Raw genomic sequence first — 17,418 nt, 5'->3', positions numbered from 1 at the left:
TTATTTTTTTGAGGTTAACCAAGTAACAAACCATTTGGCAGATATTTCGGCCACTTCTTTCAATTTTCCGGGCTCTTCAAAGAGGTGGGAGGCCTCGGGAATGATCTCCAGCTTTCGCTTACATCTTAATGTATCGTACGCACTCTCATTTAATTTTTTGACCATATGGTCCCATCCCCCTACCAATAATAGTGTTGGGGCCTTGACCTTGGCTAATTCCCCCATGGCCAAATCCGGTCTTCCCCCTCTGGATACTACCGCTCTTACGGCATCCCCATAGAAGGCGGCGGCCCTAAGGGCGGAGGCTGCACCGGTACTGGCGCCAAAGTATCCCATAGGTAGGTTTTTGGTAGGGCCGTACTGTTGCAACCATTCGGTTGCTTCAATAAGGCGTTGGGTCAATAGGTCTATATTGAACCTCGTTTCATAGATGCTATCTTCCTTTTCGGTAAGCAGATCGAACAGAAAGGTACCCAAGCCCTCTTTTTGAAGTATTTCGGCAACGTAGTTGTTTCTGGGGCTTAACCGACTACTGCCGCTGCCATGTGAAAAAATGACGAGCCCTAAGGTGTTTTCCGGTAGAAACAGGATGCCTTTTAAGGTGACTTTCTTTAACCTTATATCCAGGGTATTGTATGTGACTCCAACTGCCATAACTCCATGTTTTATACTACTGCTTGCTTTTTACGTATCACCTTCTTGATAAAGAGCCCATAGGTAAAACTCAATGCCACAACAGAGATGATCCACCCCAATATCGGAACAAGGGTTACCAAGCGCAGGATAAGGGCAAACCCCAGCGTTAAAAATACCATTGCCCAAAACCCCCACTGCTTTTCGTTGCGTTGGTTCCAATAATAGGTGAACAGCAATGCGGCAAGAACATGTCCAAAAAGAAGACTAAACAGGTAGGTGACCAATATGAAGAGCCCTATGGGAATACCGATAAGGGTGATGCATGTGATCAGGATCAGCAATGGTACTCCAAATAAATAGATGAGACCATTGCCCAAAACATTCCAGGTATTGCCTTCCACATCCGTCGTTATGGTCGGAAATTGGTTTTTGAACAAGGCATGGAACAAAATGATTATTACAAGTATGGATAGGATGTAAAATAGGGCCAGTCCAAAAGAGAATGCGCCAAAATTGTATAGTGAAAGTTCCTCTTTCTCCATACGAAGGTCTTCCGTAAAGGTTGCAGTTGTGCCCACAAGGCTATTTTTAAAATCCACTTCCCCTTCTTTGGTCCAATAGGTAACCGCCCCGTAGAATTTGGCATTGTTGCCAATGGTGAGGTGTTCCGCAGTAATTTGCGTATTCCCCTTAAAATCCCCGTCCAGGTATATTTCCCCTCCGCTTATTTTGGCATCTTTCCCTATGGTCCCATAAATAGAGGCCTTACCGGTAGAGGCTTTCATCGTCCCCATGACATCTCCATTAATCTGAAGCTCCCCAGAGAAGGAGATAAGATTACCGTGGATGATACTATTGTTGCCAATATGTATTTTGCCTCCTGCTACAACAACGTCATCCCCAATTTCCGCATCAATCAGTAGTTTTCCGCCTGCGGCGCGCACATCATCGGCAACATAGCCCTTAAAGGCGAGCTCCCCACCGGCAGCAATTAGGTCTTGACTGATGGAATCCAAAACAAAAATGGAGCCCCCACTGGCCACAACATCACCTCGGACCTTGTTGTTGATATTTACGGCTTCCCCTGCCAGATAAATATCATCATCTTGAGGTTGTGTTATAGTAACATTTTCACCTGATTTGAATTGCGCATGGGAGACAAAAGCGAAAAAGAAAGCCCACATCCATATATATGTTTTCATTTTACGGAATTTATGGGGGTTATGTACTCAAATTAAAGGGGAATCATTTGATAATCAAATGATCTTGATCAGGTGAAAGTCGCATTATGATGGTTACCTTTCTTATATATGTTAATGGTTGGAAACCTATGAGAGCAGCTTATTTGGTAAAATACGGAGCATCCCAAACCGCTTTTGAGGTGCGGGAAACAGAAAAACCCAGTCCCTTACAGGATCAGGTCCTGATAAAGGTTGAAGCTTTTGGGCTCAATTTCGCCGATGTTATGGCCCGTTTGGGGCTATATAAGGCTGCACCACCCTTACCGGCCATTTTGGGTTATGATGTGGTGGGACACATTGAGGCATGTGGTTCTAATATTACAGGGCTAAAAGTGGGGGATAGGGTAGTGGCCTTGACCCGCTTTGGGGGGTACGCGGAATATGCCGTGGCTCAGGAAGCAATGGCCCATAAAATACCGGAAGCCATGAGGGTGGGTGAAGCTGTAGCATTGGCCACCCAATATGGTACGGCCTATTTATTGTCGCATACCATGGCCAATCTCCAGGAAGGCGATAGGGTGCTGATCCATGCGGCGGCAGGCGGGGTAGGAACGGCCTTGGTACAAATGGCCCTCTTGAAGAAATGTACCGTTTTTGGTACCTGCAGTTCCGTGGAAAAAATGGAATATTTAAAGAAGCTTGGGGTACACCATCCCATTAATTATAGGGAGCACGATTTTGAAAAGGAGGTTCGTTCGCTCCATAAGGATACTGGGCTGGATGTGATTTTTGATCCTGTGGGAGGAACATCTGTGCGAAAAGGATTCCGACTACTGGGAGCAGGAGGCAGGTTGCTGACTTTTGGAGTATCCTCTATGAATAAGAACACCTCTTTTTTCGGGAAATTAAAAGTGTTGTTCCAATTTGGGATCTATCACCCCATTCAATTTTTGGGGGGATCCAAGGGAATGATCGGGGTGAATATGCTAAAGGTAGGGGAGGAAAGACCGGATAAGGTGGCCAATGCCATGAAGGCCGTGATTCAAATGACAGAGAAAGGGGATGTAAGCCCATTTGTGGGTGCCGAATATGACATAGCACAGTTGGCGGAGGCACATCAATTTTTGGAGTCGAGAAAGTCCAAGGGTAAAATTGTGGTGAAATGGTAAAACGTAAAGCAGAAGAAGATGGATAAGCGGTTCTTTAAGGATAAGGTGGCCATTGTCAGTGGTTCCAGTATGGGCATAGGAAAAGCCATAGCCCATGAATTATTGAATCTGGGCGCCAAGGTGGTAATCAATGGTAGGGATAGGGAGCGATTGGAGCGTACGGCAATGGAATTAAAGGAAGTGGGATATGAAACCTTGCCCGTGGTAGCCGATATCCGTTTTCCTGTCCAATGCAAACATTTGATTGAAAGTGCGGTAGATGCCTATGGAGGGTTGGATATTTTGGTCAACAATGCCGGGATCAGCAGTAGGGGGAGTGTGGAGGATATGGCCGATTCCAATTACAAAATTATTTCCGAGACCAATTTTAACGGGGCCGCACATTTGAGCAAATACGCCATTCCACATCTCAAAACATCAAAAGGACATATCATTTTTATCAATAGCGTTGCCAGTTTTAGGGGCATGCCCTACAATGCGGCCTATAGCACCTCCAAAATGGCACAGGCCGGACTGGCTGAAGCCTTACGGATAGAGTTGTCCGATAACGGGGTACACGTAGGAATTACATATGTTGGTTTTACCGAGAACGATCCCAAAAAGACCATTTTGGATGTGGATGGATCTTGGATCTACCTTCCCAAACGGACAAATGAAAAACTCGATACCCGTGAACACGTGGCCAAGAGTGTCTGCGTACAGATCGCCATGCGCAAGGACGCCATCACATTAACAGGACTTGGACATCTGGCGAGGGTGATTACCCGTTATTTTCCCCTTTTGGGGCATTGGATCCTTTGGTGGAATAGGGTAAAGATAAAAAATGAATATACCATGATAGGAGGGGCTAGGGCAGAGGTAAAGAGGTACAACGTACCACATAGGGATGTGGAGGAATTGATTTGACCATTAGGTTTGGCCGGGCATTGTTTTGGTTCCATAAAACTTGTTGAAAACTAGGCAAGCAGTAAGATCCCCGGTCACATTGACCGCCGTTCTGAACATTCCCAGAATACGGTCTATCCCAATAATGATGATCAGGCCGTCTATGGGAATGCCTGCACTTTGCAGTACCGATGTCAAAATAATTACGCCACCACCTGGAATGGCCGGGGTTCCTATGGAAGCGGCCACAACGGTAAAGGTGATCAGTAGGAGGTTTATAATGGTCAATTCCATGCCATAGGCCTGTGCCATGAATAAGGTCGTCACGCATTGAAATAATGCGGTTCCATCCATATTGATGGTGGCCCCGACCGGGATGACAAAATCGCTAATATTGGAGGACACCCCTAATTTTTCATCGGCGGTTTTCATGGAAAGGGGCATCACAGCGGCAGAACTGGCGGTAGAAAATGCCAAGAGTTGTGGTTCCCTGATGGCTTTTAAGAACTGGAAAGGGTTTTTCTTGGTCATGATCAAGACCAGCACCAAATAGAAGGTCACCAGAATGATCAGGCCGAGGACAACTACCGCCATATAATATCCTAGGCCCAGGAAGATTTCCACACTCGTTCTGGATAACAGTGCAGCCATCAAACCGAATACGGCATAAGGTACCAGCAACATGGCCCATGATACCACGATCATGCAGATTTTCTGAACGGCTTCAGAAAAATGAATAATGGGCCTTGCGGTGTCTTGGCGCAGTTGGGTAATGGCTACCCCTATGATGATGGTAAAAATGACCACCCCCAACATTTCTCCCGTCAAAATGGATTCCAAGGGATTATTGGGGATAAGGTTTGATATGGCTATGGGGATATCCTCAACCAGATTGGTTTCCTCTGGAGGGGTTAACTGATTTTCATCGCTAATGGGGAGTCCGCCTAAAGAATAGATATACTGCCCAGGTTTTAAAATAAGTGTTACGGCCACCCCGATCATGATGGCTATGCCTGTCGTAAAAACAAAATATAACAAAAGCCGAAGTCCAAAAGAGGTAAGGTTCTCCGAGGTATTGCTTACAATGCCCGTAATAATGGAGGTAAATATCAATGGGATCATGATCATCTGCACCAACCTCATAAAAATGTGCCCGGGAAGGTCAAGCCAATCGGCCAGGCGCAGACTGATTTGTTCAGAGATCAACCCTGTAGACGGATTGAGCAGCACTCCCAATCCCGCTCCAAGAACAACGCCAATACTAACTTTGATCCATAACTGGCCTTTTATGAGTCGGTCTAAATGAACGGATAACGTATTAAGGGGTCTGAATTCCAACATGCTGTTCTTGAGGTTTGCCTACTGGTGCATAATAGTTTTTAAAGTCCACCCACCTTAAAGCACATGAGCGGAATGGTCAAATAGGATTCCATGGCTAAGACAAGATCTTTGTGCATCAATTTCCGCATGAGGCTGCCATCATCCCGTTCCAACATACATAGGATGGATACTTCTGTAATATTTAGATAGTTGTTGAGCTCTTCTTGGATATCATCCGATAAAATACGCTCAAACGCCATGGGTTTGTAGTTGACTTTTTGCTCCAGCATTTTTTTTAACCACGCCACCTGCCTGTCCTCCGCATATTCTGCTTTGGGGGTAATATGGACCATTTTTATAGTAGCTCCGAAAGGTGCAGCAATGTTCACCAATTGTCTGATGGCAAAAATATCGGCATCTTCAAAATCAGTGGCATAAACCAGGGTGTGCAATGGTGCTGGGACGGTATTTTCTGGGACCGTTAATACGGTACAAGGGGCTTTTTTGATCAAACCAACGGCCGTACTCCCCAATATAAATTGTTTTAGGGCACTGCCGCCCTTGGTACCCACCACGACCAGATCCACATTTTCGGATACTACGGCCGCTATGATTCCTGCTGTGCTCGATCTATTTTCTACGGCCATCACCTGCCTATTGGTGACCACCGGGCTATCTTTCAGATGTTCATAGCAAAAGGCTTCCAATTTCATTTTGTGAACCTCGTAGAGTTCCTGTTCCTTTTTTAGGTAGGCCAATGAGACTTTGGTGGCCAGGGACATAGGCTCGTCAAAAACGTGGAGCACTATCATTTTGGCCTTTAGTTTATAACAAATACTATGGGTGTATAAGAGGGCTGCAACGGAGTTTGGGGAGTAGTCGGTGGCATAGAGAATGGTTTTCATGGGCTTGTGGTTATCAATGGGTATGAATCTATAGCATTTAAAGGGGGCAAAAAATGATAAAAGTCAATCTTCATCGAAAATAGATCACATGATATCCATCATTTTATTTGAAACAGGGGAAGGGTAGCTTTGAAAAATGATTGGGCAATGACCTGTTCCATGGAAGCGGATACTGATGGTGCAAGGAATCCATGAGGGGGAATGTGACTTATTTTGAGAACGGCAAGTACTAAAAAATGGTCCATGTTTTAGGTTTAAAAACCACGAATGGGATTTTTGCGTTTATAAGATTTTCAAATATCGAATATGTTCAAATTCAATAAATACAACATCGCCGATTGGTTTTCCTTTTATCGGATTTTTGCCGTTCCTTTTTTATTGGGTCTTATTTGGTTTGGCGAACGGCAATTATTTACCTGGTTTTTATTGGTGAGTTATAGCACGGATGCCATTGATGGTTTTTTGGCCCGCAAGTTAAATATTGTCAGTGCCCGCGGTTCTCAATTGGATTCTGTAGGGGACCAGATTACCCTGGTCATTGGACTTATTGGCCTCATTGTTTTTGAAACCGAATTTATGAAGGCCAACTACCTGCTCATCCTACTGGCCTTTATCCCTTATGTACTGCAAATGATCATTGCCTATGTCAAATATGGGAAAGCCACCGCTTTTCACACCTATTTGGCCAAGACCTCTGCCGTATTGCAGGGAGTGTTTATTCTTTGGCTGTTGTTTTTTGGCCCTGTATACTGGTTGTTCTACACCATGATCATCATTGGGGTGTTGGAAACCATTGAGGAGATCTCCCTGATCTATATGTATCCCCACTGGGTGAAGGACGTAAAGGGTATTTTTTGGGCCCTGAAGGATGACCGGAGAACTGCTAGTAGGGAAGGTGTTCATAAGAACAGTAAATGAACCATCAACCGTCAACCAACAACCAACAACCAACAACCGTCAACCATCACCCATCACCCATCACCCATCAACCGTCAACCGTCAACCAACAACCATCAACCATCAACTATTTAATTAATGGGTTTCCTTCCTGTAAAAAGAAGCGTACTGGTTGACGCACAGCTAATTAGGATTTTTTTCTATTTTGTTTAAGGTTTTCTATTTTGGATCTTCTCACGCAGAATTCATTCCATTTACTTTAATATTTGTAGGAAAAGTATGCGGTGTGAGAGAAAATTCTAAAAATTCCTGCTTCTCTCTGCGGTTCACCGAGTATTTGCGCATTTGTTCCAAGACATTGCGAAAATGCGTTATATTCCTATAAGTTCGCATGAGATTTTTCTCTTTATCTATAATGTAGTGCTTACAATTACCCTTTTTAATAGTAAAATAGCGGTAATGATCACTAATATGGTCGTAAAGTTCCCCCGAAAATTCACTTAGGTAGTAGTTTTGTAAGCATGAATTATGGTGACTGCAATTTTTTGTCATATTATTTGATGAATTAGTATTCATAAAGAACGTTAAACAGAATACCGTAAAAAATCAGGATTGTGAATAAAATTATAGAATAAGTTCGTTGAATCGAAAGAATAGGTAATATTTTTGACCCCGAATATGAGATGAAAACAAATTTTTGAACAGTCGATGCGAAGTGCCATTGCGTTTTTAATGAGCAGCGCATTGTTTAGACTCTTGATGTTGAGCGTAAAATGTTCCCCATAAACATTTTAATAACCAACCTATGACCAATGTAATAGACCCTCAGTTTTATCCATATTTTTTGGTGTTTTTTGCCGTGCTGATGCCGTTGTTGTTATCTTTTAGGATGTTTCCGGTGATAATATATTTGGTAATTACCAAAAACCTAATGGACGAGCCGGGAGACCGCAGTGCCCATATAAATAGAACGCCAACCTTGGGCGGATTGGGAATTTTTGTGGCTTTTACCATACCTATTATTGTCTTGGGGTTGGGATCTAACTTCTCCCAATTGGATCTATTAAAGCTGTTGTCCGTCATCTCAGGCGGTATCTTATTGTTATTCGCTGGTCTTAAGGATGATTTGGTGGGCCTGGCCCCCAAAAAGAAAATCATGGTACAGGCTGTGGCGGCCATGATAGTCATTTTGTTTACAGATGTGCGCATCCAAAGTTTATACGGGCTTTTTGGTGTAGGGGAATTGCCCTATCTTGTTTCTGTGGCCTTGACCCTGATGGCCTTTGTCTTTGTAATAAATGCCATAAACCTGATTGACGGGGTAGATGGTTTGGCAGGTACCTTTTCCATAATAGCAAGTCTCGCTTACGGCTTGTTCTTTATTGTTAACGGCTATTACCTTAGCGCCCTGGTGTCCTTTGTGATTATTGGAGCCCTACTGGGATTTTTACGCTATAATTTTTCTAAAACCAGAAAGATATTCATGGGCGATTCCGGTTCCATGTTCATTGGTTTTTTACTGGTGTACCAGGCCATTTGTTTTTTAACGTGCAATACAGAAATAGGAACGTTATATACCTTTGCCAATGGTCCCATCTTGTTTTTGGCCACCCTTTCCTTTCCTATTATAGATACGTTACGGGTATTTTGTATCCGTATCAAGCAGAAGCGCAGTCCCTTTAGTGCAGACCGCAACCATATTCACCATCGCTTGTTGGATCTGGGATTTGCCCCAAAGCAGATATGTGCCATTATTGGGTTGGCCAATATTTTGGTGATCGGGTGTGCATTTATGATGGGAGACCTGCAGATTACATTGCAGTTGGTCTTGATCATGGCCGTTATTTTAACGGTGTACCTATCGCCTTGGCTGTTGGTGCTCGACAAGGATATTTCGCTAAGGTTGGAAAAAAAAATAGCGGATAACGCACATTTGCCAGTAGGTACTATGGAAGCATTGGATATCCATACCGAGCAGCAATATAATGACATGCTCGAAAAATATAACCTTAGGGGTTATATGCAGGACACTGGAAAAGCACAATCCATGGAAGAGCGTATCTCCTTGCTGGAAAAATTAATGGCTAAAAGGCTGGACGTATTTAAAAAATTAAAGAAGACGGAGTAGGAGCATAACTACGTTATATTAAAATAATACCGATCACACTTGATAAAAGCTGATTTTAAGATTTGAAGTTTATAGAATGAAGAAAAGTATTTTAGTTACTGGTGGAGCAGGTTTTATTGGTTCCCACGTGGTAAGAAGATTTGTTAATAAATATCCAGAATACAGCATCTTTAATTTGGATGCGTTAACATATGCTGGCAATATGGAAAATTTGAAGGATATCGAGCATAAAGAAAATTATACTTTTCTTCATGGAGATATTACTGACGAAGTTTTTGTGAATTCTATATTTGAGAAATACCGTTTTGATAGTATTATTCACCTAGCCGCAGAATCCCATGTAGATCGTTCAATTACTGATCCATTGGCATTTGCAAAGACCAATATTTTGGGAACCATGATATTGCTGAATGCTTTTAAAGAGTTATGGAAAGGGAATTGGGAAGAGAAACTATTTTATCATATAAGTACCGATGAGGTTTATGGATCATTAGGTGAAAATGGACTTTTTGAGGAAACTACCCCTTACGACCCCAATTCGCCTTATTCGGCTTCCAAAGCAAGCTCAGATCATTTTGTAAGGGCTTATGGTGAAACGTATGGCTTGCCCTTTGTGATTACCAATTGTTCCAACAATTATGGGCAAAATCAATTTCCGGAGAAATTAATTCCTTTGTTTATCCACAATATTATTAATAATAAACCATTGCCGGTTTATGGCGATGGTAATTATACTCGTGATTGGTTGTATGTTATAGATCATGCCATAGCTATAGATCTTGTTTTTCACCAAGGGATTCTTACGGACACCTATAATATTGGGGGCTTTAACGAATGGAAAAACATTGATTTGGTAAAGCTTTTATGTCAGCAGATGGATGAGAAATTAGGAAGAGCCATAGGAAGTAGTAGTCAATTGATAGCCTATGTAAAGGATCGTCCAGGCCATGATTTGCGTTATGCCATTGATGCATCAAAAATTAATAAGGAATTGGGATGGAATCCAACGGTTACTTTTGAAGAAGGTCTATCTAAAACAATAGATTGGTATTTGGGAAATAAGGAGTGGTTGGCGAATGTTACATCCGGAAATTATCAGAATTATTATAAAGAACAATATCAATAGGCTATGAAAGGAATTATTTTAGCAGGAGGCTCTGGAACACGATTGTATCCTTTGACAAAGGGGACTTCAAAACAACTTTTACCTATCAATGACAAGCCGATGATATATTATCCAATGTCTGTATTAATGTTGGCGGGTATTAAAGAAATTTTGATTATTTCTACACCTTTAGATTTGCCGCGGTTTGAGCAGCTGCTGGGAGATGGGTCAGATATAGGAATGAAATTTTCTTATAAAGAACAACCATCGCCAGATGGTTTGGCTCAAGCTTTTATTATTGGAGAGGATTTTATAGGCAATGATGATGTTTGTTTGGTGTTGGGTGACAATATTTTTTACGGTCATGGATTTACCAAATTATTGGCAAAGGCAGTTCGTAATGTTAAGGATAAAAAAAATGCCACTGTTTTTGGGTATTATGTTCAAGACCCGGAGCGATATGGGGTGGTAGAATTTGATCCACAAGGAAAAGCCTTGAGTATAGAAGAAAAACCAGAAGACCCCAAAAGTCATTTTGCGGTGGTAGGATTATACTTTTACCCCAATAGCGTTGTGGAGATTGCCAAAAATGTGGAGCCTAGCCATAGGGGAGAGTTGGAAATTACCTCCGTGAATCAAGCGTACTTGGAGCAGAAAATTTTAAAGGTTGAATTAATGGGAAGAGGGTATGCCTGGTTAGATACAGGCACGCACGCATCACTGTTGGAAGCTTCCAATTATATCCAGACTATAGAACATAGGCAAGGATTAAAGGTGGCCTGTTTGGAAGAGATTGCCTATAATATGGGCTATATCACCAAAGAACAATTATTGGCATTGGCAGAGCCTTTAAAGAAGAATGGCTATGGGCAATATTTAATAGAAATTGCAAAGGAAAAAACATTTTATGAAGTTTACTAGAACAACCATACCAGATGTAATTATTTGTGAGCCAAAAGTATTTGGTGATGATAGAGGGTATTTTGTGGAAACTTTTAGGCACGATAAGTTGGAGCAATTTCTTGGGTATACCATTAACTTTTGTCAGGACAATGAATCCAAATCTTCATATGGCGTCTTAAGAGGTTTGCATTATCAAATGGCACCCCATGCACAGACCAAATTGGTAAGGGTGCTGCAAGGCAGTGTCTTGGATGTTGCTGTGGACATACGTAAAGATTCACCAACCTTCGGACAACATGTGGCTGTTGAGCTAACTGGAGAAAACAAAAAACAATTGTTGGTGCCTAGGGGTTTTGCCCATGGGTTCGTGGTCTTGAGCGAGGAAGCTGTTTTCGCCTACAAGGTTGATAATTATTATAGTCCTGAATGTGACAGGGGAATAGCCTTTGATGATGAGGATCTGGGCATAGATTGGAAATTGGCTAAAAAAGAATTGCAACTATCTGAAAAGGATCGGCGACAGCCTAGTTTTGAGAATGCCGAGTATTTTGAATTTTCTAATATGATGTATGCGTAATATTTTAGTAACGGGAGGAACTGGACAATTGGGTTCTGAATTGAAGGAGATAGCATTAGAATATGGAATGTATAAGTTTTTGTTTACGGATTCCAAAATGTTGGATATTACGGATCACATTGCAGTAAAAGATTTCATAAGTAGTAATTCCATAAATATTATTATTAACTGTGCAGCGTACACGGGAGTGGACAGAGCGGAGGAAGAATTTGTGAAAGCAGATGCCATCAACCACCTTGCGGTGGCTAACTTGGCTGAAATTGCCAAGGAGCAACAGATTAAATTAATTCATATCTCAACGGATTATGTGTTCGATGGTACCAATCACAAACCGTATGTAGAAACGGATGTTCCCAACCCGCAATCTGTTTATGGAAAAACCAAATTGGCCGGGGAAAAGGCGATACAGAAAATTAACCCTTCGCATTCTATCATAATCAGAACCTCCTGGGTCTATTCCAGTTTCGGTAACAATTTTGTGAAAACCATGTTGCGTTTGTCACAGGAAAAAAAGGAGTTAGGGGTAATATCCGATCAAGTGGGTACACCTACCTACGCTGGGGATCTGGTCAAGACCATTCTGGAGATTCTACCCAAATTAAATAACGATGAAGTGGAAATTTTTCACTATTCCAATGAAGGGGTTTGCAGTTGGTATGATTTTGCCATAGGCATTTTTGAAATGAAGGGGATCTCAGTAACAGTAAATCCTATCGCCTCTTGGCAATATCCTACCGCCGCAAAAAGGCCATTTTATTCGGTTCTAAATAAAAACAAACTAAAAGATCATTATGATATAGAAATTCCTCATTGGAAAGATTCATTGAGAAGCTTAAACGTTAATAACTCATTCATTTTTTTGACTTAAATGGTGTAACCTTACAATGCAGCATTCATTTACCATTACGACATATGGTATTGTTGGTGTTCAATAAACAAATTTTAATATAATATGCTTTTTTCCATAGGAATACCTGCGTTTAAAAAATCCTTTTTGAAAGAATGTATTGATAGCATACTTAATCAAACATTTTTAGACTTTGAACTTATTATTGTAAACGACAATTCTCCTGAAGATTTAGAAAGCATTATATCATTGTATGATGATAAAAGGATTAGATATTATAAAAATTCAAGAAATTTTGGAGCGGAAAACGTAATTGATAATTGGAATAAATGTCTTTCCTACGCAAAAGGTGAATACTTTCTGCTAATGGGAGATGATGATAGATTGGAGCCAAATTATTTAGAAGAATTTTCAATTTTAACAAAAAAATCACCTGAACTTGATGTACTACACTGTCAGTCATATATTATTAATGAAAAGGGAGAAAAAATTGGATTAACTGCTGCGTGGCCACAATATGAAACAATATATGAAAATATATGGCATCGTGTTTTGGGGTTAAGACAACAATATATTTCCGATTTTGTGTATAAAACAAAATCACTAATCGCCCGTAAAGGTTTTTATAAGCTGCCATTGGCTTGGGCGTCTGACGATATATCAAGCTTTATCGCAATCGGTGATAAAGGAATAGCACATATAAATAAACCGTTGTTTAATTATCGAAAAAATATGTATACTATTTCTTCTTCTGGAAATGTTAAGTTAAAGATGGAAGCAATTTTATTAGAAAAAAAATGGTTTGAAGACTTTCTTATTAAAATTCCTAAAAATCAAAAAGATAGTTTAATTCATGAATATTTAAAAAATAACATATCAGACTATATTAAACAGAAGAAGATTGCAATAATTACACAATCATTTACAATTAACTTCATTTACCATTTACCCTTTTGGGTTGTAAATAAATCCAATTATCAAATAAACCTAATGGAGATTAACCTTGGACTATTTCGTTTTGTTAAAAATTCAATTCATAGATTATTGATTAGATAAGGATATTGTCAAAATGATAAAACAAATTCTTAAAAATAAAGTTTTTCAAAATTTTTCTTTTCTAACTATTGGGAATGTTGTAACTCAAATATTTGGACTAATAGCTTTAATTAAAATAGCTAGGATAATTTTACCAGAAGATTATGGTACTTATACTTTTATGTTAGCCCAAGGACAATTACTTATAACAATTGGAGACCTTGGTTTTCGTAATATAATTATTAGAAGTATATCTAGGGATAATTCAAAAAGTAAGGGGTTGTTTATCACTGCTCTAAAATTAAAAATTATAGCGCTTGTATTACTAGCATTACTCTATCTAATCTATAATTCTATTTGGGGGAATTTGAATCAGGAGCAATTATTATTGCTGATGTTATTTATTTTATTCAATTGTTCAACTAATTTATTGGAATGTGTATTTTGGGGTAATCAAAAAATGATAATTACCTCAATAGTTAACATCATATGGAGTGTTATATGGCTGCTACTTATTCTTATATTACCTGATAGTTATGTTCAGGTAACGTTTTTGTTTTCTTTTTTTATTATTATCTCACTATTTAAAGCAGGCATGCTTTATTTATTGCTAATCAAGTATGGTTTGTTAAGAGGAGATAATTACCCTTTCATTGAGTCTTCAATTAAATTATTAAGGGAAAGCTGGCCTTATTTAAGTTTAACATTAATGATGGTTCCAATTGTTTACCTGTCTAACAATTTTTTAGATATTAATTCATCAACTACAGAAGTAGGCTATTTTAATTTGGCAAATAAACTAATGTCTCCAATAACTTTAGTCATTGGTTTTGCACTTTCAGCTTTGTTTCCAAATTTATCACTATTGTGGGTAGAAAACCCAAAAAAATTCAATGATCGAGTTTCTTTTGGTTTTAAGTATATAATGATAGTTGCTTTGTTATTGTGTTTAATGTTTACCCTCTTCGCAAAAGAAATTGTAATATTTCTTTTTTCAGAAAAATATTTACCAGTGGTGAAAGTGAGCCAATTACAAATATGGTATGTTTTTTTAATGGGTGTTAATAGTATAATTGGTACAATTTGGGGTGCCGTAAATATGGAGAAATTAATGTTTAAATCTTCTGTAATAAATGCGTTAATAACCACCCCATTAATTTATTACGGAAGTATGTTTGGTGCTCTGGGTATCTCTTATGGATATGTTATTTCTTTCGCGATTTTTGAAGTTTATTTGTGGTATTTATTCAAAAAATCTGTGAATATTAAAATTGAAGGGGACAAGTATTTATGGTCCTTAACAATAGCTCTTTTCGTAGTTTCTTTTTGGTTTTTTAGTGATTCTCAGTTAATAACACGTTTGTTGATTTCGATATTCATGATGATAACATTCTTCTTTTATTTTCTTAAATCTTTTAAAAATTACAATAGAGAAATATGATAAATAAAAGGAGGTTGTTAATTGTTTTTACAGTAATTCTTGTAATTATTTCTATCAATTTATTTGATTTGAAAATGTTATTAGATGGCTGGTTCAAGTATATAAGATTTTTATTTTTGTTATTTACTGCTGTAATTTCATTACCCTATTTGTTTCAGTTTAAAGGTGTATTTGTTTTGCCTCTGCAATTAATTACAATATCAATTATACTTTCACTTCTTATGGCCTATTACACTTGGGATCAAGGAATAATGGATTCATTAATTTCAACCACACCATATCTTATATGGGTGTTTTATTTCTTTCTCAAACGACATACTCTGTCTATTGCGGTAATTGAAAAAATAATAGTTGGTTATGGGATACTGTATATGCTATTATATACTTATCAATATTTAAATGTGAGTACCGTCTATTTTGGTTATGGAGAAGAAATTATAGAAGAAAGAGGAGTGTTTAGATTTATTTTAACTGGATTAGGTTTTTTAGTTATGACAATATTTATAAGCATTAATAAAATTACAAGCTTAAAAAGAGTTTCACTTCACTGGTATGTATTAGCTGTTTCGGGATTTTTAATTATAATACTACAGGCTACAAGACAAAATATAGTTATAATATTGCTTTTGATTATTTACCATTTCACTAGGTCAATGGGTATGATCAAAAAATCATTCTTAATAATTCTTACATTATTATTATTATTTAATCTTGATAATTTAGATAATGAAATAGTGCAAGGTTTAATAAGTGCACAAAAGACTACGGTTGAGCAAGGAGAAGATTACATTAGGGTTTTGGCAGGAGAATATTTCTTGTTAGATTTTTCTCCGAATTTAAGCAGTAGGATATTGGGGAATGGAGTGCCATACGGAGAAAAGTCTGATTACGGTAAATTTGTGAAGGCCTTGAATGAATATGATTTGTTTTATCTAGAAGATGTAGGTATTATTTCAGTTTATGCATTATTTGGAGTATTGGCCTTCATAGGTTTTGTTTTGATATGGATAAAAAGCTTTTTACTGCCGTTACCCAAAAGATTTAATTATTTAAAATATTATCTCTGGTATTTGTTATTTACCTCTCTAACATCTAATTACACCTATCATTATAGCTTCATTGTCGTTACAGTTTTTGCAATATATTGTTTTGACACTATATATCTATACAATACTAAAGTGAATCAAATAAAACGATTAAATAATATTAAAATAAAAAGATAGTTTGAGAGTATTGTATATATCCACGCCACCCTTCTTTGATTATGACTTGTCTTTTGTCGGTCATTTAAAGGAACATTGTGAAATAACGTATTTATTGGATTTAGCTCCATATCATCTGGAATCCTCAGCGTTGTCCATAAAAAGTAATTTACCTGTTGCTGGTATTTTTCAAGGTAAAGAATTTAATGAATTAAATGCATTTGATAAATTTATTCCACTTGATAATTTTTATGTAATTAATAGAATATCAAAAAAAGCATTATCTAGATCTAATTTAAAATTGCAAAAAGAAATTATTAAGTTCATTGATAAATTGAACCCAGATCTTATTCATTTCGGGACTTTATTAAATTGGAATTACTTAGCATTTTTATTTCTGAATAAAAAGAAAGTTGTACTTACCCTACATGACCCGTTTCCCCATTCAGGAGAACACTCTTTTATAAATATGTCTATTCGTAAGTTAAACTTTAGTTTTATAAAAAATATCATACTTCTGAATGATCACCAGAAAAAAAAATTTCTTGCTAAGACACCCATATTTAGATTTAACCATGTTCTTAATTCAAAATTGGGTATTTATGAATATTTAAAAGAATACAAAGTATCTAAATATTCCAGTGCTAAATTTCGATTGCTTTTTTTTGGACGTATTTCAAAGTATAAGGGTGTAGATGATCTTTTAAATGCATTTACGTTAATTGAAATGGACTTCCCAGATATAGAACTTATAATTGCAGGTAAAGGGACTTATTGGTTTGATATAGAAAATTATTTGAAAAATCCTAAAGTACGAATTCTTAATAGATTTATTCCAAATGGTGAATTGGTAGAGTTAATTTCTAATGCTGATCTTGTAGTTTGTCCTTACAAAGATGCAACCCAAAGTGGAGTTGTCATGTCATCTTTTGCTTTAAACAAGCCTGTATTAGCTACAAAAGTTGGCGGTTTTTTAGAAATGATAGAAGATGGGTATACGGGATTTTTAGTTCCTCCAAATGATATAATTGCATTATCAGAGAAATTAAAAGAAATAATTAAAAATAAAAGCCGTCTAAAGAATATAGAGAAAAATATTCTAGAAGAATATAGTAGTGGTAAGAATAGTTGGAAAGTTATTTCTAAACATTTAACTGAAAATTATCGAATTATTACAAAATAATTCT

The 17,418-nt window shown here is 38.0% G+C and carries 17 protein-coding genes; 12 read left to right on the top strand and 5 right to left on the bottom strand.

Going from position 1 to position 17,418, the window contains the following annotated elements; translation table 11 throughout:
- Together WAA86_RS08850 and WAA86_RS08845 are read right to left on the bottom strand one after the other, a co-directional pair.
- Complete coding sequence (locus tag WAA86_RS08850) at positions 1–654, bottom strand: dienelactone hydrolase family protein (RefSeq protein ID WP_337300643.1); 654 nt, start codon at positions 652–654, stop codon at positions 1–3.
- 11 nt (positions 655–665) lie between these two features.
- Positions 666–1,838 (bottom strand): polymer-forming cytoskeletal protein, encoded by a 1,173-nt coding sequence (locus WAA86_RS08845; protein WP_337300642.1) that lies wholly within the window; start codon positions 1,836–1,838, stop codon positions 666–668.
- A gap of 128 nt (positions 1,839–1,966) precedes the next feature.
- Here WAA86_RS08845 and WAA86_RS08840 point away from each other — a divergent pair, with 128 nt between their 5' ends.
- Positions 1,967–2,986 carry a quinone oxidoreductase family protein gene (locus WAA86_RS08840; RefSeq protein WP_337300641.1) on the top strand — a complete coding sequence of 340 codons (1,020 nt, stop codon included), beginning with the start codon at positions 1,967–1,969 and terminating at the stop codon, positions 2,984–2,986.
- An 18-nt stretch (positions 2,987–3,004) separates the two neighbouring features.
- Positions 3,005–3,892 carry an SDR family oxidoreductase gene (locus WAA86_RS08835; RefSeq protein ID WP_337300640.1) on the top strand — a complete coding sequence of 296 codons (888 nt, stop codon included), beginning with the start codon at positions 3,005–3,007 and terminating at the stop codon, positions 3,890–3,892.
- Between the two features lie 3 nt (positions 3,893–3,895).
- On the opposite strand, the gene WAA86_RS08830 is transcribed toward WAA86_RS08835, so the two are convergent.
- The 3 genes from WAA86_RS08830 to WAA86_RS08820 all read right to left on the bottom strand — a co-directional run bounded on the left by WAA86_RS08830 (position 3,896) and on the right by WAA86_RS08820 (position 6,341).
- Complete coding sequence (locus WAA86_RS08830) at positions 3,896–5,212, bottom strand: dicarboxylate/amino acid:cation symporter (RefSeq protein WP_337300639.1); 1,317 nt, start codon at positions 5,210–5,212, stop codon at positions 3,896–3,898.
- A gap of 38 nt (positions 5,213–5,250) precedes the next feature.
- Positions 5,251–6,096 (bottom strand): universal stress protein, encoded by an 846-nt coding sequence (locus WAA86_RS08825; protein WP_337300638.1) that lies wholly within the window; start codon positions 6,094–6,096, stop codon positions 5,251–5,253.
- 98 nt (positions 6,097–6,194) lie between these two features.
- Complete coding sequence (locus tag WAA86_RS08820; protein ID WP_337300637.1) at positions 6,195–6,341, bottom strand: hypothetical protein; 147 nt, start codon at positions 6,339–6,341, stop codon at positions 6,195–6,197.
- 61 nt (positions 6,342–6,402) lie between these two features.
- Here WAA86_RS08820 and WAA86_RS08815 point away from each other — a divergent pair, with 61 nt between their 5' ends.
- The 10 genes from WAA86_RS08815 to WAA86_RS08770 all read left to right on the top strand — a co-directional run bounded on the left by WAA86_RS08815 (position 6,403) and on the right by WAA86_RS08770 (position 17,414).
- The gene (locus tag WAA86_RS08815; protein WP_337300636.1) at positions 6,403–7,014 is read left to right on the top strand and encodes a CDP-alcohol phosphatidyltransferase family protein; all 612 of its coding nucleotides are present in this window, start codon (positions 6,403–6,405) and stop codon (positions 7,012–7,014) included.
- A gap of 784 nt (positions 7,015–7,798) precedes the next feature.
- Entirely contained in the window at positions 7,799–9,121 is a 1,323-nt protein-coding gene (locus WAA86_RS08810) for an MraY family glycosyltransferase (protein ID WP_337300635.1), read from the top strand.
- Between the two features lie 76 nt (positions 9,122–9,197).
- Positions 9,198–10,247 carry a dTDP-glucose 4,6-dehydratase gene (gene rfbB, locus WAA86_RS08805; RefSeq protein WP_337300634.1) on the top strand — a complete coding sequence of 350 codons (1,050 nt, stop codon included), beginning with the start codon at positions 9,198–9,200 and terminating at the stop codon, positions 10,245–10,247.
- Positions 10,248–10,250: 3 nt separating this feature from the next.
- On the top strand, positions 10,251–11,147 hold the full coding sequence (gene rfbA / locus WAA86_RS08800) for a glucose-1-phosphate thymidylyltransferase RfbA (RefSeq protein WP_337300633.1): 897 nt from the start codon (positions 10,251–10,253) through the stop codon (positions 11,145–11,147).
- Positions 11,134–11,706, top strand: a complete 573-nt coding sequence (rfbC, locus tag WAA86_RS08795; RefSeq protein ID WP_337300632.1) for a dTDP-4-dehydrorhamnose 3,5-epimerase — start codon at positions 11,134–11,136, stop codon at positions 11,704–11,706. Before rfbA ends, rfbC begins: the two co-directional genes overlap by 14 nt.
- Positions 11,699–12,574, top strand: coding sequence for a dTDP-4-dehydrorhamnose reductase (rfbD, locus tag WAA86_RS08790; RefSeq protein ID WP_337300631.1), 876 nt, complete (start codon positions 11,699–11,701; stop codon positions 12,572–12,574). Before rfbC ends, rfbD begins: the two co-directional genes overlap by 8 nt.
- 84 nt (positions 12,575–12,658) lie before the next feature.
- On the top strand, positions 12,659–13,609 hold the full coding sequence (locus tag WAA86_RS08785; protein WP_337300630.1) for a glycosyltransferase family 2 protein: 951 nt from the start codon (positions 12,659–12,661) through the stop codon (positions 13,607–13,609).
- 13 nt (positions 13,610–13,622) lie between these two features.
- Positions 13,623–15,029 (top strand): oligosaccharide flippase family protein, encoded by a 1,407-nt coding sequence (locus tag WAA86_RS08780; protein WP_337300629.1) that lies wholly within the window; start codon positions 13,623–13,625, stop codon positions 15,027–15,029.
- On the top strand, positions 15,026–16,252 hold the full coding sequence (locus WAA86_RS08775) for a hypothetical protein (protein WP_337300628.1): 1,227 nt from the start codon (positions 15,026–15,028) through the stop codon (positions 16,250–16,252). The genes WAA86_RS08780 and WAA86_RS08775 overlap by 4 nt, the downstream gene beginning before the upstream one ends.
- 1 nt (position 16,253) lies before the next feature.
- Positions 16,254–17,414 carry a glycosyltransferase family 4 protein gene (locus WAA86_RS08770; RefSeq protein WP_337300627.1) on the top strand — a complete coding sequence of 387 codons (1,161 nt, stop codon included), beginning with the start codon at positions 16,254–16,256 and terminating at the stop codon, positions 17,412–17,414.
- The last annotated feature ends 4 nt before the right edge of the window (positions 17,415–17,418 follow it).

Origin of the sequence: Sediminicola sp. 1XM1-17 (genome assembly GCF_037203765.1) — a bacterium.
GTDB lineage: Bacteria > Bacteroidota > Bacteroidia > Flavobacteriales > Flavobacteriaceae > Sediminicola.
The sequence above is the reverse complement of the archived record's forward strand: the minus strand, read 5'-3'. Positions and strand labels throughout refer to the sequence as shown.